Annotated in this window: 11 protein-coding genes; 1 reads left to right on the forward strand and 10 read right to left on the reverse strand. The window is 61.4% G+C overall.

The window, feature by feature from the left end; all coding sequences use genetic code 11:
* Positions 1-38: 38 nt before the first annotated feature.
* Both HMPREF1531_RS11080 and HMPREF1531_RS11085 read right to left on the reverse strand, forming a co-directional pair.
* Positions 39-2,756: a DEAD/DEAH box helicase gene (locus tag HMPREF1531_RS11080; RefSeq protein ID WP_016670047.1), complete on the reverse strand. Its 2,718-nt coding sequence runs from the start codon at positions 2,754-2,756 to the stop codon at positions 39-41.
* The gene (locus HMPREF1531_RS11085; protein WP_016670048.1) at positions 2,753-3,673 is read right to left on the reverse strand and encodes a diacylglycerol/lipid kinase family protein; all 921 of its coding nucleotides are present in this window, start codon (positions 3,671-3,673) and stop codon (positions 2,753-2,755) included. The genes HMPREF1531_RS11080 and HMPREF1531_RS11085 overlap by 4 nt, the downstream gene beginning before the upstream one ends.
* Positions 3,674-3,693: 20 nt before the next feature.
* Between HMPREF1531_RS11085 and HMPREF1531_RS11090 the strand changes: the two genes are divergently transcribed.
* Positions 3,694-5,013 (forward strand): purple acid phosphatase family protein, encoded by a 1,320-nt coding sequence (locus tag HMPREF1531_RS11090; RefSeq protein WP_016670049.1) that lies wholly within the window; start codon positions 3,694-3,696, stop codon positions 5,011-5,013.
* 399 nt (positions 5,014-5,412) lie between these two features.
* Here HMPREF1531_RS11090 and HMPREF1531_RS11095 read toward each other — a convergent pair whose 3' ends face one another.
* The 8 genes from HMPREF1531_RS11095 to hemW all read right to left on the reverse strand — a co-directional run bounded on the left by HMPREF1531_RS11095 (position 5,413) and on the right by hemW (position 13,891).
* Positions 5,413-6,024 carry a 16S rRNA (uracil(1498)-N(3))-methyltransferase gene (locus HMPREF1531_RS11095; RefSeq protein ID WP_016670050.1) on the reverse strand — a complete coding sequence of 204 codons (612 nt, stop codon included), beginning with the start codon at positions 6,022-6,024 and terminating at the stop codon, positions 5,413-5,415.
* Positions 5,988-6,149 (reverse strand): hypothetical protein, encoded by a 162-nt coding sequence (locus HMPREF1531_RS14205; protein ID WP_016670051.1) that lies wholly within the window; start codon positions 6,147-6,149, stop codon positions 5,988-5,990. Before HMPREF1531_RS14205 ends, HMPREF1531_RS11095 begins: the two co-directional genes overlap by 37 nt.
* Positions 6,149-7,342, reverse strand: a complete 1,194-nt coding sequence (gene dnaJ / locus HMPREF1531_RS11100) for a molecular chaperone DnaJ (protein WP_016670052.1) — start codon at positions 7,340-7,342, stop codon at positions 6,149-6,151. The genes HMPREF1531_RS14205 and dnaJ overlap by 1 nt, the downstream gene beginning before the upstream one ends.
* A gap of 12 nt (positions 7,343-7,354) precedes the next feature.
* A complete protein-coding gene (gene hrcA, locus HMPREF1531_RS11105) occupies positions 7,355-8,368 on the reverse strand; it encodes a heat-inducible transcriptional repressor HrcA (RefSeq protein WP_016670053.1) in 1,014 nt (337 codons plus the stop codon).
* Positions 8,369-8,456: 88 nt separating this feature from the next.
* A complete protein-coding gene (locus tag HMPREF1531_RS11110) occupies positions 8,457-9,257 on the reverse strand; it encodes an inositol monophosphatase family protein (RefSeq protein ID WP_016670054.1) in 801 nt (266 codons plus the stop codon).
* 30 nt (positions 9,258-9,287) lie between these two features.
* Positions 9,288-11,717: an alpha-amylase family glycosyl hydrolase gene (locus HMPREF1531_RS11115; RefSeq protein ID WP_016670055.1), complete on the reverse strand. Its 2,430-nt coding sequence runs from the start codon at positions 11,715-11,717 to the stop codon at positions 9,288-9,290.
* A 27-nt stretch (positions 11,718-11,744) separates the two neighbouring features.
* A complete protein-coding gene (locus HMPREF1531_RS11120) occupies positions 11,745-12,635 on the reverse strand; it encodes a DUF3097 family protein (protein ID WP_036899177.1) in 891 nt (296 codons plus the stop codon).
* A 47-nt stretch (positions 12,636-12,682) separates the two neighbouring features.
* Positions 12,683-13,891 carry a radical SAM family heme chaperone HemW gene (hemW, locus tag HMPREF1531_RS11125; protein WP_016670057.1) on the reverse strand — a complete coding sequence of 403 codons (1,209 nt, stop codon included), beginning with the start codon at positions 13,889-13,891 and terminating at the stop codon, positions 12,683-12,685.
* Positions 13,892-13,909: the final 18 nt, after the last annotated feature.

Here is a 13,909-nt window from a genome sequence, read left to right on the forward strand (position 1 = left end):
GCCGGAGCAACCATGAGGATCTACCTCTTACCCAGTGTTTACCCAGTGTCCAGATCGACAATGTCCCTGCGCATCGCGTTGATTACCCCGCGGCAGGTCTCGGCAGCTGTCCCTGCTCCGGGAGCATTGGAAATTTGGCTCGCCAAGTCGATTACCTGCCGGACCCATCTCACGAAATCTCCCGCAGGCATCCGGGTCTCCTCCAGTACTTGGGCAAGTGTTGCGCCCCCTGCCCAGGCATAGGCTGCAGAGGCAAAACCGATGTCGGGCGCTGGTCCGCGTTCCACCCGGTTGTCGCGTTCGATCCTTCCCAGTTCGATCCACAGACGACGCAGCTGGGACTGAGCTGCCTCCGATCCAGCATCGGGCATCCGATGCGCCGGCTCGCCATCTATCCGCGATTCATACACCAGCGATGACAGGACCGCCGCCAACTGAGGTATGTCAAGGCCATCAAACAACCCAGCACGTACCGCCTCGGCCACCAGCAGGTCGAGCTCGTTGTAGATCCGCGATAGCAATCGACCGACCTGGGTGATCCGATCTCCTTCCAGGTAGCCGAGCCCGTCCAGCACTCCGCAGATCCGATCAAAGCGAGTGGCGATGGAATTGGCCCGGGCCTGCTGTTTGATCCGCGTGCGGCTGAACTCCCGATCAGCTCGCACGGCTTCTTCGGCGAACCGGGTATGGATCTCCCGGTCCGGGCAGCGGTGACAAGGGTGCGCCTTCATTTCGGCACGCAACTCGGCGATGGCCTCCATCATCCGGGCATCGGCACCAAGCTTGGGGGACGCGGGATGGGTATCTCCGAGTGAGGAGATGCGTCCGTCCAATGAATTCGCCAGTCGGCGACGATCGGCAGCAGAGTGCACGTCCATCCGTTTGGGAATCCGGATCCGGCTAACCGTCCGCACCACAGCATTGAGGTCATCCACGGAGACGATCACCAACTGATGAGTCGCAGTCATCACCAATGGGCCCCGAGTCCCATTCCCCGGACGCACCACCACCGCCCACCCCAGGTGCTTTCCCGCAGGAATCCAGAAGACGTCGCCAGCCTCCAGTCCGGTCAACGATTCCGCGATCTCAGTGGCCCGGTCCAGTCGCCGCAACCGTGAGGCCTCGTTCTCCATCTCCCGGATTTGCTCGCGCAGCATCGCGTACTCCCGGAAATCACCAAGGCTGCAGGCGGCCCGCTGCCACAGTCCCGCGGTCTGTTCCTCGAAACGTGCCGCCTGACGAGCCCAGGTGACGACCTTGCGGTCAGTCTGGAACTGGGCGAAGGACTGCTCCAGCATGGCTCGCGCATGTACCCTGCCCACCGATGCGACGAGGTTCACGGCCATGTTGTAGTTGGGAGTGAAGGAAGACCGCAGCGGGTAGGTACGCCGAGACGCCAGTCCTGCTACCTGGCGGGGATCCATGCCTGGTTGCCAGAAGACCACTGCATGTCCTTCGACGTCGATGCCGCGACGTCCTGCACGCCCGGTCAGCTGGGTGTATTCACCAGGGGTAATCTCGACATGGGTCTCCCCGTTGTACTTGACCAATTTCTCGATGACGACCGTACGGGCCGGCATATTGATGCCCAGGGCGAGAGTCTCAGTGGCGAAGACCACTTTGATCAGGCCACGAGCGAAACCCTCCTCGACGATGGCCTTGAATACCGGGAGCAGCCCGGCATGATGTGCCGCAATCCCGCGAATCAGCGCGCTACAGAAGCCATCCCAGCCCAGAACCCGGCGGTCAGCGTTGCCGAGAACCGCACCGTGGCGTTCGGCGATCTCGGTCAGTTGTCTCGCCTCGTCCTGGGTGGTCAGCACGATTCCCGATCCCATGATCTGGCCCACCGCCTGGTCGCAACCTTGGCGTGAGAAGACGAAGAAGATAGCAGGCAGCAGTTTCCGGTCATGCAGCGCCTCCACGGCGCCGTCGCGCCGGGGCGGGCGTAACCTTGTTGTCGGTAGGTCACGGCCCCGTCCCGAGTTGCGGGCCGCGATACGTCCGCGCGTGTGCCGGGACCGGGATGCCCGGGAATCATCGCGCAGGAACCTCGCCTCCTGTTTGGCGAGCGAGATCAGTTCGGGATTCACCTTCGTCGAGGCTGTCCCGGCGATGGCATCACCTACGAACAAGTTGTTGAGTCGACGCCCCACCAGGACGTGCTGGAACAACGGAACTGGTCGCTTTTCCGAGACAACCAGGTCGACCTCGCCGCGCACTTCATTGAGCCATTCGCCGAACTCTTCGGCATTCGACACCGTCGCTGACAGAGCCACCAGGCAGACACTGGGCGCGAGCCCCAAGATCACTTCTTCCCAGACCGCCCCACGGAACCGGTCGGCGAGGTAGTGAACCTCATCCATCACCACATGCCCTAGGCCGGTCAGAGCCGTGGATCCCGCATAGATCATGTTGCGCAGCACCTCGGTGGTCATCACGACCACCGGCGCATTCGAGTTCACCGACTGGTCACCGGTGAGCAGACCCACCGCATCCGAACCGTATCGAGCCGCCAGATCGTGGTACTTCTGGTTACTGAGGGCCTTGATCGGTGTGGTGTAGAAGCACTTCTTGCCAGTTGACAGCCCAAGATGGGCAGCAAACTCGCCAACGACCGTCTTTCCGGCTCCGGTCGGCGCTGCAACCAGCACGCTGTGTCCTGCCGCCAGACAATGACATGCCTTGATCTGGAAATCATCCAACGCAAAATCAAATCCCGCGCGGAAATCCTCGAAGTGATCGTTCGCAGTCATCCCACAATCACCTGCAGACAATTCGGTTCACAACTCAGCCGCAATGGTGCCTTCCCCAATTCCTCACCATCAGCCATGGGGATCAGTCCTTTTCCGTCCAGAAGAACTTCCCTGGCCCGCATGTGGTGTACGGCAGGATGCGAAACGAAGTCTCCCCCGAACAGCTTGGGGAACAGCCGCACCAAAGTGCCGCGGGAGACCGGATCGATGATCGTCACATCGAGAATCCCGTCCGCAGGATCTGCCTGTGGGCACAGGTGGACCCCACCACCAACCCAACCTGCATTGCCCACTGCCACCAGCAGTGCGGACCTTTCCATCAGTTCGCCGTCCACCACAAGGCGGTAGTCGACAGGCCCCAGCCCGGCCAGTTCGGTGAGTATGGCTGCCCCGTAGGAGAAGATACCCATGTTAAAGCGCGAATTGTTCACGCGGCGGTTCACCCGCGCATCGTAGCCTGAGGAGACGACGCTGCCGATGTAGCGACGATCCGCCCCGTCAGACATGATTCCTTGGGCAAGAGTCAGGTCGATGGTGCGGCGTCGCCCAGCGATGATGGCTTCCACGGCATCGCGCATATGACGCGGAATACCAACCCCCCGCGCGAAGTCGTCACCCGTCCCGGCCGGGATGATACCCAAGCACACGTCGGTGTCAGCACAGGCGTTGGCTCCCAGGCTCGCCATGCCATCGCCGCCCATCACGAGTAGAACATCCTCAGTTCGCCGCTCCAACACCGAGGAAGCGACGGCGCGGAAGGCCTGAACTCGCGCCGATTCGTAGTCGGTAGTGCGGATGACCTTGATCGCGCTTCCCGGCATCCCCGAGCGCAGGCACGCGAGAACCCTCGGCAGGGCGCGAGCAGCTCGACCATTGCCGGATCGGGGATTGACCACCAACGTGACCATGCGATCCATGATCGGGACTCTACCTGCGCATGTCCGCCGACGGTGATTCTTGGCCCGGTACCGTTGTGTCTGTGCCGAGACGTGAACCAGTGAACGTGTGTGACCTCGAAGTCCTGACCGTGACGCCAACATCGGCGACGATCACTTGGACGACCCGCTCCACTTGGTGTGGGCCGGTGCCCTATCCCCTCGAGACAGACACACAGTTGTGGTGTTCTGCTTCCGGTGCCCCGTTACGGCTGGTCCACGACGATCCGACCCCGACCGCCCATCACCGAGTCCATCTGACGGGACTCGAGCCGGGATGCAGCTATCGCTTCCGGGCCGTTTCTGCGGGCGTCGAAGCCCGCCCCAGCCTGCGTCCCACGCGTTCGCCGACCGCACCAGAAGCCAGATCACAGTTCACCACCTTGGTCCCTCCGCCCGGACGGCTGCTAACCACCATCGCGGTGACCAACGACATCCACATCGGGGAGCACCGCCAAGGCATCGTGCTCGGCCCGCTACCCACTTCAGTGGCTCCGACCGCGCAGCAGTGTGACTACCCACAGATGATGGTCGGGGCCACGCTCCAGGAACTGCATGCCGCTGGCCACCCGGTGCTGGTAGTCAACGGGGACATTACCTACGGCAACCGCCCCGAAGAGGTGGCAACCGCGAAGCAGTTACTGGATTCCTATGGTGTTGCCGGGACCGATTGGCTCGCAACCCGGGGCAACCACGATCATCCGGGCCGGACCGATCCCTTCGGCGAGACCTTTTGTCCCTACCAGAGTCTCCAGAGTTTGCAGGATTCCAGCGGGTTGCGGATCTTGGGCATCGATTCCACAAAGGGTTCGGGAGGTGGGTGGATCCGCGATGATCAATACGAGCAGATCCGCTCGGTACTTCTCGCAGATCCAGATCGCCCGACCTTGGTGACCAGCCATCATCCGGCAACCAATCACGCAGCCTGGTCTTCACCGTCGGGCCCGGGGTTCATGCTGCGCAGCCGGGATCGTATCCGTCTGCAGTCCCTGGAACATTCCGCGCAGGGCGTCTTTGCCCATGTCACAGGGCATACACATCGGATGAAAGTGAACCGCCGAGATATCGGTGACCGGGTGCATCATTGGGAGAACGCGGCCTGCGCGGCCTATCCCGGCGGGTACACCCTGGTCCAAGTGCACGAGGGCGGTTTCATGGTCAATTTCCATCGTCCCGACGATGACCGGGTACGCGAGTGGATGTTCCGTTCCCGTTGGCAATCGCTGTCAGTCGGAGCGCATATTATGCTGGGCAGTGTGCATGATCGCAACCACGTCGTATTGGCCGACATGTCCGGTCTGCACCCTGCTGGATCTGCCTGAGCGGGCATTGAAGCTGACAGCGACCAGAATTTCGCTTACACTTCTATAAATTCTTCCAATGCCGCATCTGGTTCATTAGCAATCGCCAATCATGCATTTCGCATCCTGCCCCAGCAGTTCAAGACACACACTTTGTCCTCCACAGCCACCGCAGAAATGATCTCAAGGTATACCCCTCATAGAAGATGTTCATCCTGGTTGTTACCATGATGCTGGGTATCCTGAGTATCACACCGAAACAGAACAAGAAGCGCAGTCGAGCATATCTTGACGGGGTTCAGTTCATTCGGGTCTCACAAGCCCTTCTGGGACCTCTCGCACCAAGCACATCGGGGCTTCCGGATCAGAATCGAATTTTTTCCGATGCGCGCCGATGACCGAGGCCACCGGTACTCGCCATCAGGACGACGGCTCCCCGATCTGCTGGGCAGCGAGTAGTTTCAGCTGGGCCAGGGCGACCATACCCGCCGAGGAGGTCCGCAGCACCCCATTGCCAAGCCTGATGATGTGTGCCCCGGCATCGATAAATCGCTCGATCTCCACGAGGCTGATACCACCCTCGAGGCCAACAACCACGGCGATGCGCCCTGATTTCGGAAGCTCCAGACCGGCCAGGGTCTTTACCGCATCCTGATGGGCCACGAGAATCATGTCGTGGTCGTGGAGCACCTCGATGATGTCGGTAGATGCGAACCTGATTCTGGGAACAGTGAACCTCCGGGATTGTTTAGTGGATTCCCTGGCGGTTGCGCTCCACTTGGCAATGCCCCTGGCTACCTTGCCGTCCCATCGAGACACTGAACGTTCCGCCTGCCAAGCGATGATCTCGTCGGCGCCGAGCTCGGTCAGCGCCTCAACAGCGACATCAGCACGCTCCCCCTTCGCCAGCCCCTGCACCGCGGTCCAGTGATGAGGACCGTTGCTGGCTGCGAGCAGCTTCTTGCCCCGCACCCGCGACCCGTGATCTGTCCACCTCAATGGCCTCGCCGCGGATCGCGTGACCTTGGCCATCCATCGGCCACCATGAGTCGCTCCCCGGGGCTGGTCCATTTGACCGTCGCCGCATGCCTGCCCTCATCCCCGGTGATCTCCACCACGGCACCATCGAGCCTGGCAAGGTAGAGAGCATCGGTCATCAGCTAAAGGCTTCCTTCAACCGGTCGAAAAATCCTTTGCTCTCCGAACGATTGGCAATTTCGGGGCCAGCCTCACCGCGCATCTGCGCGAACTGGGAAAGCAACTCACGTTGGCTCTGATCGAGTTTCGTCGGGGTTTCCACAACGAGGGTAACTCCCAGATCGCCCCGCGCGGTTTCTCCACGATGATTGGGACGCAGCGAGGGAACACCGTGGCCGGGCACGACCAGCCTGGTGCCGGACTGGGTTCCGGAAGGCACCTGGAGATGCACGGTCTGCCGATCGGGTGGGCACCCTTCCACCTCAGATTCCAAGGTTGGAATGTCCACCTCAGTACCCAAGGCTGCAAGAGCCATCGGCAGCCGCACGACCATCTCCAGATTTGCCCGGTCCCGGGTGTACACGTCGTGGGGCTTCACCTGGATCTCCACATACAAGTCGCCAGCCGGTCCACCACCGGGCCCGACCTCGGCTTGGGACTGTAGATGGACTCGGTTCCCGGTGTCTACCCCGCCGGGTATCTGCACGTTAATGGTCCGCCGCTTGGACACCCTGCCCTGACCCGAGCAGTCGATGCACGGTTCGGCGATGACATTCCCGAAGCCTTGGCATGCTGGGCAGGCCTGCACTGTGCGAATATCCCCCAGGATAGAGCGCTGGGTGGTGGTGACCTCACCGCGCCCTTGGCACTGGGTGCAGGGCACCGGCTCCGCGCCGTTGGCTGCCCCCTTTCCCTGGCAACCCGAGCACACCACGTGGGTGTCGAATTCGACCAGTTTGGTTACCCCGAAGACGGCTTCCGAGAGACTCAACCTGGTACGGATCAACTGATCCTGTCCACGACGTACCCGGGACTTCGGTCCCCGGGTTCCTCCGGCCCCACCGAACATCGCGCCAAACAGGTCACCAAGGTCAAAACCTTGCTGAGCGAAGCTCCCGAAACCGCCCATGCCACCGAAGGGGTCGCTGCCGCCGGGGCCCATCGGATCTCCACCGCGGTCGAAAACGGCCCGCTTGTTAGGATCGGACAGCACCTCGTAGGCCTCGTTGACCGCCTTGAACTTTTCCTCGGCCTTCGGGTCATTGGAGACATCGGGGTGCACTGTACGTGCCGCCTTGCGATACGCCTTCTTGATCTGTTCGGCATCCGCATCCCGGGGAACCCCCAGGATCTCGTAGTAATCATCAGCCATGTGGTGTTCAGCTCATCCTTCTGCCAGATACTTCCCGACGTAGCGGGCCACGGCGCGTACCGCCGCGATGGTGGAGGGGTAGTCCATGTGGGTTGGCCCGACGACGCCCATGGAGGCCCATCTCTCGTCAGGGCCATAGCTGGATGCAACCAAGGAGGTCGTGTGTAGCGGTTGGTAGGGATTCTCCACGCCGATGCGCACAGAGACATCGCCAGGTTGATCAGTTGCGGCCTCACCAAGCAGTTTCAGCAACACGACCTGCTCCTCAAGAGCTTCTAGGACCGAGCGGATAGCGGTCTCGTATGCGGCCCCATAGCGGATCAGGTTGGGCACCCCCGCGACGACTACTTCGGTCGAGGGATCAGTAATGAGCATGGCCGAGACGACCTCAAGAATGTGACGGCCGCGTAATGGATCCCTCATGGAGTTCGGATCGACAGTACCGAGGGTAGCCAACCCCAATTCAGGGGTCATTCCGACGATCTCCGCGTTAAGCCTGTCCCGCCACCAAGTCAGTTCCTCGTCATCATGGGCCTCCAGAATGAACTGACGCTGATCGACCCGGCCCATAGAATCGATCACGATGACCATCACCCGGTCGACCGACAATGAAACCAGTTCGATGTGCCGGATGGTGGCCGAACGGGTCACCGGGTACTGGACGATGGCCACCTGGCGGGTCAACTGGGCCAGCATCCGCACCGTGCGGTGGATGATGTCGTCCAGATCATCAGCATCGGTGAGGAATGTCGAGATCGCCTTCTTCTCTGCTCCGGATAATGGCTTGATAGCCGTGAGACGGTCAACGAACAGGCGGTACCCCTTGTCGGTCGGGATTCTCCCGGCCGATGTGTGGGGTTGGACCAAGTATCCTTCCTCCTCCAGCACTGCCATGTCGTTGCGAATAGTGGCCGGGGAGACATCAAGGCCATGACGTTCGACTAAGGCTTTGGAGCCCACGGGCTCCCTGGTGGCAACGTAATCGGTGACGATGGCCTTGAGGACCTCCAGCTTCCGGTTGTCCACGGCATCCTCCTCACCCAGCTGGCACTCATGATCAACGAGTGCCAATGCTAGCGCGGATGATGAAACGCATGCATATCCGCAGAGCCGATCAGTCGAGGCGATCAGGCAAAGCTATCCGGGTCAGGTCGTATTTCACGACCAGCGATCGTGCAAGTTCCTCCGTGACTGCACCGACGATGGGAGTCCGGACATCGGTAGCTGGACGATAGAGTCTGCCGTTCACCTCGTACATCGCCCCGCCGATCTCCTGCAACATCAACGAACCAGGCAGATGGTCCCACGGCATGGGTCGCAGATAGGTGAGGGCATCGAATTCCCCGTTGATCACTGACCAGTAGTCGAAACCAGCACAGGAATTGGTGCGCACGGGATGAATCCCCTCCCCTAGATCGAAATCGCTCCAGGAGCGCCGGGACCCCGCAGCAAAGGCCGGGTACCCGGGCAGCCGACCACTCATGCGCTGACCGTTAACCCATAGACCCTGGCCACGCTCGGCAACCAAGGCACGGCTAGAACGAGGTTGCCATATCCATGAGCGGATCACCGATCCATCCCTGGTCTCTGCGACCATCACGGCGTGGCGGTCATCGCCCCTCACAAAATTCGATGTGCCATCGATGGGATCGATCGTGAAACCGTGGTCAGCTTGCTGGAAATGAGCGATGATGCCCGGGTCGCTGTAGGCAGCTTCTTCCCCCACGATCACCGCATCTGGATAGGCAGCCGAGATGACTTCGGTGATCATCGCCTCCGCCTCGCGGTCAGCGACAGTCACGTAATCTCCCGGGTGTTTCTCATCCACCTGGTCGTCAACGAGTGTGCGGAACCGCGGGTTGATGACGCATTCGGCGACCCGCTGCAACAGTTCGAGCATCTCGTCGGTGGTCATGACCCCAATTGTTCCAGTTCCGGGGGTTATTCACTCCACTGGCCAATGGCTGAACAACGGCGAGGTCGACGATGCAGCCGCCAGAACGACGATGGACCAGGGTTCCACCGAGTACTGACCGGTGATCACGTTGCTATCGGCAGGGTTCCAGCAGTTGTTGTGGCACTCGGCCCAGCCAGCAGTGTCGACCAGCCGGTGCCAGGAGAGCTCCGACCCGGCCTCGTGGTCCGGCCCGGGCACCTTGAAGGTGAGCGGTGACACATCCATGTTGATGAACATGAGGTAATCGGTTCCCCCAACGCCTGCACCATTGAGCAGCACGGTGAGACAACGGTCCGTGGGCCCGGGCATGCCGTTGAGATCAGGCCGATAGTAGAAGAAAGTCACGTTGTCGGAGCCGAGTTTCTCATCCCCCCATGATTTCTGCCGCAAAGTGGGGTCGAGTTCGCGCAGCTGGGTGATGTAGCGCGCGAACCGGAACATCGGGCTGACCCCGCTCGGGGCATCCATCTGCCCGACGACGTCGTAGTAGGCAGCATCTTCGGGACGCCAAGGATCCACTGGAAGACGCGTTGGAGCATTCGAGGCGGCCTGCGCCCAGTTGTTCCAGATACCCACCGTGTTGAGATTCCATGGGTTGTTATTCCCATTCTGGGTGCGCCCATACTCGTCACCGCTCACGATCATCGGTACTCCACGCGACATCATCGTGACCAAGTAGTTGTTGCGCCACCTCGTCCGGCGCAGGCCATGATCGCCACCGGAATCCCACGAGGTGTTCTGGTCGGCCCCGCCGTCGGAAGGTCCGAAGGGGAAGGGTTGAGAGTTCTCCTTGAAATTGAAGGAGACAAGGTCGAACATGGTGAACCCGTCGTGGGCTGTCATGAAATTGATCGACTTCTGCGGGCCGCCGTTGTCATTGAAATGCAACCAGTCACCATTGAACAGGTCCATGAAGGCGCGGGTGTTGCCATCACCCTTGAGGAAGTGGCGCATGGCATCGCGGAACCGTCCGTTCCATTCCCCCCAGCCGGAGGGGAAATTGCCTACCTCGTAGCCCCACAGGTCCCAGGCCTCCGCGATGACCTCGATGTTGCGGTCCTTGGCCAGGTCGGCCACCTCGCGCAGCAGCGGATGGGCATTGAAAAAGCGACGGCGGCCGCCCCAGTCATCCTTGTCAGAGGCTGCCGGGAAACGACCCAGGACGGTCGCCAAGTCGAATCGGAACCCATCCACCCCCATCACGTCGTGCCAGTACATGAGCGAGTCCATGACCAAATCGCAGGTGACCCTTTGGGAAAAATTCGTCTGGTTTGTCGATCCTGTCGCCCCGTCAATGATTCTTCCATCCGGGGACAGATCGTAGTAGTGGGTAGTAGCAAATCCACCGAAGGAGACGAAGGCCACAGTGTCGGGGTCACCGTCCCAGTTGCCGCCCTCAGCCGTGTGGTTGTAGACGACATCAAGATAGACCTCGATCCCGTGCTCGTGGAAGGTACGGACCATCTGCTTGAACTCGCGGGTGGGACCCCCAGGCGACTTGTCATAGGCATAGTCCCGGTTGGGTGCGAAGAAACCAATGGTCTGGTAACCCCAGTTGTTCGTCGTCCCGTTGTGGTCGCCCACCTGGTCGGAGTCGGTCTCGTGGACGGGCAGCAATTCCAGCGCGGTGAATCCCATCCCCTTCAGATAAGGCGCCAAGTAGGCGGCACCGGCATAGGTGCCGCGCAGATGCATGGGAACGTTTTCGACCTTGTCGTAGAACTTCTCATCAGCCAAGATGTCCCCCAACCGCGAGGCGCTCGGGTGCATGGTGAGGTTCTTGAGATGCCCCTCGTAGATGATGCTGTCTTTCGCCGCGCGCTCCGGGTTTTCACCGGTGTCGGTGGTGTCGCAAACTATGACACCCTTGGGCGCGAAACGGCCGGAATCGACGCTGCGCCGTGGTAGGCCCTGGTAATCCCCGCCACCGGTCGCGAAAACACCCCGATCTGCGCCGACGGCCGTGATGCGCGGTGACAGTGGGACGTGGGAAACTTCCCGGGCATAGGGGTCGAGCAATACCTTGTTTGGGTTGAAGAAATTGCCCTCGGTGTCCCGGTCAGTCAGGAAGCCCTCAAGGGAACCCGGCACCCAGTCTTCGTCTATCTCCCAGTTGCTGCCCCAACAGCGGTAGCCGTAGAAGGCCCCCGGCTTCAGACCGGACAACTGGGCCCGCCAACTCCCGTCCTGGGATTTGACGGTGTCGAAACGATGCGAGGCATCGGCACCGATATCGGCGGGATAGATCTCTAGCACGACTCGCGTCGCCGCCGGCGCATAGACGGCGAAGGAGGTGAGTCCGCTGTCCGGGTCATGGGTTGCTCCGAGCCCCCAGCCTCCGACGGCCCATACCTCCGGTGCGTAGGCCTTGACCGGGCCGTCACCGTCATTGATCACTGCCGCGGGATGCACGGACATGATGGTCTTCTCCTTCTCACGTGGCGGTCAGGACTCCAGGTCCGGGTCGATGTCTGCCCAGTGGTCCTGGGTCACGAAATCGATCAACTTCTCCACTTCGCGGGTGAAGTCTGGATCAAGGTCCTTGAAAGTGTTGACTTTGGACAGGAAATACCGCCAAGCACGCGCGATGTCGGCTCGGTCACTGTGGGGCATACCCAGCGCGGCCAGAGTGCCCTTCTTGAAGTCAATTTCCCGAGGGACTGCGGGCCAGGCCCTGATGCCGATGCTCTCTGGACGAATGGCCTGCCAGATGTCGACGAACCGGTGACCGGAGATCTGCACCATCTCCCCATAACCACCCTTGGCCACCTCACCAGCGATGTACTGTTCCTTCGAGCCGGAGATGAGATGGTCGACGAGCACACCGAGTCGCCGCCCACGCTCCGGGCGGAACTCCGCGACGATTCCAACGAGATCATCAATGCCACCGAGGTATTCGACGACGACCCCGACATGCCTGAGATCCGAACCCCACACCTTCTCGACGAGTTCCGCGTCGTGTCGTCCCTCGACGTAGATCCGCGACGGCAGTGCGGTCCTGGCCCGAGTCCGCCCGGTGTCCCTAGCACCGGAAGGGGTGCGCTGGGTGGTGACCGCACCGCGTCCTGCGGTGGTGGCCCCGGTACGTGGGGGCACGCACAATTTGACCGGTTTCCCGTCGAGCCACCAACCCGGGCCTACCGGGAAGGAGCGGCGATGTCCGCCCCGGTCCTCCATGATGACCAGCCCGTTCTCCCATCCCATGATTTCCCCCACGTATCCCGTGGTGGGATCCTCCACAACCATGCCGATCTCCATAGGCACGTCGGTGGTGCGGGGCCGCTGATTGCATTGCGCCCCCGGATCGAGGACGTCGTGGCCATATCTGTCGCTCATCATTGCGAGGTTACCCCAGCAAGGGCCGCAATGCTCCTGCCACTCCATCAGTCGAGGAGATCGCGAACGACAGCATCGGCCAACAGTCGTCCGGCAAGGGTAAGCACCACACGCTGGTCGTCGGCAACAATGAGGCCACGAGCAACAAGATCGTCTAACCGCGCCCATTCGGAGGCCGTCAGCATCTCCGGGGTCAGCCCGTCAATGGTTCTGATCCCGAGGAACAGGTGCTCGAGTCTCCGTTCTTGCGCAGAGAGTGTTTCCCTTGCCTCGGCGGGCGCCTTTCCCGCATTCAAGAGAGCCGCGTATCGCGCCGGATGCCTCACATTCCACCACCGCACCCCACCGATATGAGAGTGGGCGCCCGGCCCGGCCCCCCACCAGTTGTAGCCGCGCCAGTAGCCGAGATTGTGCCGGGAGACCGACGACTGCCCCAGCGCCCAGTTGGATATCTCATAGTTAAGGTATCCGCTAGCCACCAACCGTTCCTCAGCCATCAGGTAGCGGTCGGCCTGCACATCCGGGTCCACGTCGGGAAGCTCTCCGGACGCGACCCGGCGTCCCATCGCGGTACCGGGTTCCACCGTGAGGGCATAGGCGGACACATGAGCCGGGTGCATCGCAACGACCGCTTCCAGGGAGGCCATCCAATCTTCGTCCGACTCCCCCGGCGTGCCGTACATGAGGTCCAGGCTGATCTGGTCGAAACCGGCACGACGCGCCCAGTCGACGACCTCTTCCACCCGCCCCGGGGTGTGCATCCGGTCGAGCACAGCTAGGACTTGCTCATCAGCCGACTGCATGCCGACCGACAACCGGTTGATTCCCCCTGCCCGTAGTGCCTCGAGTTCCGCCATCCCGATGGTTTCGGGATTCGCCTCGGTGGTGACCTCTGCATCAGGGAGCAGGCCGAATGTCTCACACAGATGCCCAATGATCCCGGTCAGGACCCGAGGCGGTACCAGGGTCGGAGTTCCCCCACCGAAGAAGACAGTCGACACCGGAACATCGCGATCACCCAGAACCTTTCGGGCAAGGTCGATCTCCCGGTGGATAGCGATCTCCCAGGCATCCGGTTGCCCCGCCGCAGGCATAGCCGACGCCAGATAGGTATTGAAGTCGCAGTAGCCACAGCGCACTCGGCAGTAGGGAACGTGGATGTACCACCCGAACGGCTGGGCGGGCAGTTCCTCAAGGGCCGATGCCGGCAACGCACCATCGGCTGGAGCAGGTTCTGCATCAGGTTGTCTAGCCATGGCCGGAACTTACGTCAT

The organism is Propionibacterium sp. oral taxon 192 str. F0372, assembly GCF_000413315.1.
In the GTDB taxonomy this organism is placed as follows: Bacteria; Actinomycetota; Actinomycetes; order Propionibacteriales; family Propionibacteriaceae; genus Brooklawnia.

Coding starts and splice junctions, on each gene's coding strand:
- HMPREF1531_RS11090 (WP_016670049.1), top strand. CDS start 3,694: ATGTCCGCCGACGGTGATTCTTGGCCCGGTACCGTTGTGTCTGTGCCG.
- dnaJ (WP_016670052.1), bottom strand. CDS start 7,342: ATGGCTGATGATTACTACGAGATCCTGGGGGTTCCCCGGGATGCGGAT.
- HMPREF1531_RS14205 (WP_016670051.1), bottom strand. CDS start 6,149: ATGACCGATGCTCTCTACCTTGCCAGGCTCGATGGTGCCGTGGTGGAG.
- HMPREF1531_RS11080 (WP_016670047.1), bottom strand. CDS start 2,756: ATGACTGCGAACGATCACTTCGAGGATTTCCGCGCGGGATTTGATTTT.
- HMPREF1531_RS11095 (WP_016670050.1), bottom strand. CDS start 6,024: ATGGCCAAGGTCACGCGATCCGCGGCGAGGCCATTGAGGTGGACAGAT.
- hemW (WP_016670057.1), bottom strand. CDS start 13,891: ATGGCTAGACAACCTGATGCAGAACCTGCTCCAGCCGATGGTGCGTTG.
- HMPREF1531_RS11110 (WP_016670054.1), bottom strand. CDS start 9,257: ATGACCACCGACGAGATGCTCGAACTGTTGCAGCGGGTCGCCGAATGC.
- HMPREF1531_RS11115 (WP_016670055.1), bottom strand. CDS start 11,717: ATGTCCGTGCATCCCGCGGCAGTGATCAATGACGGTGACGGCCCGGTC.
- HMPREF1531_RS11085 (WP_016670048.1), bottom strand. CDS start 3,673: ATGGATCGCATGGTCACGTTGGTGGTCAATCCCCGATCCGGCAATGGT.
- HMPREF1531_RS11120 (WP_036899177.1), bottom strand. CDS start 12,635: ATGAGCGACAGATATGGCCACGACGTCCTCGATCCGGGGGCGCAATGC.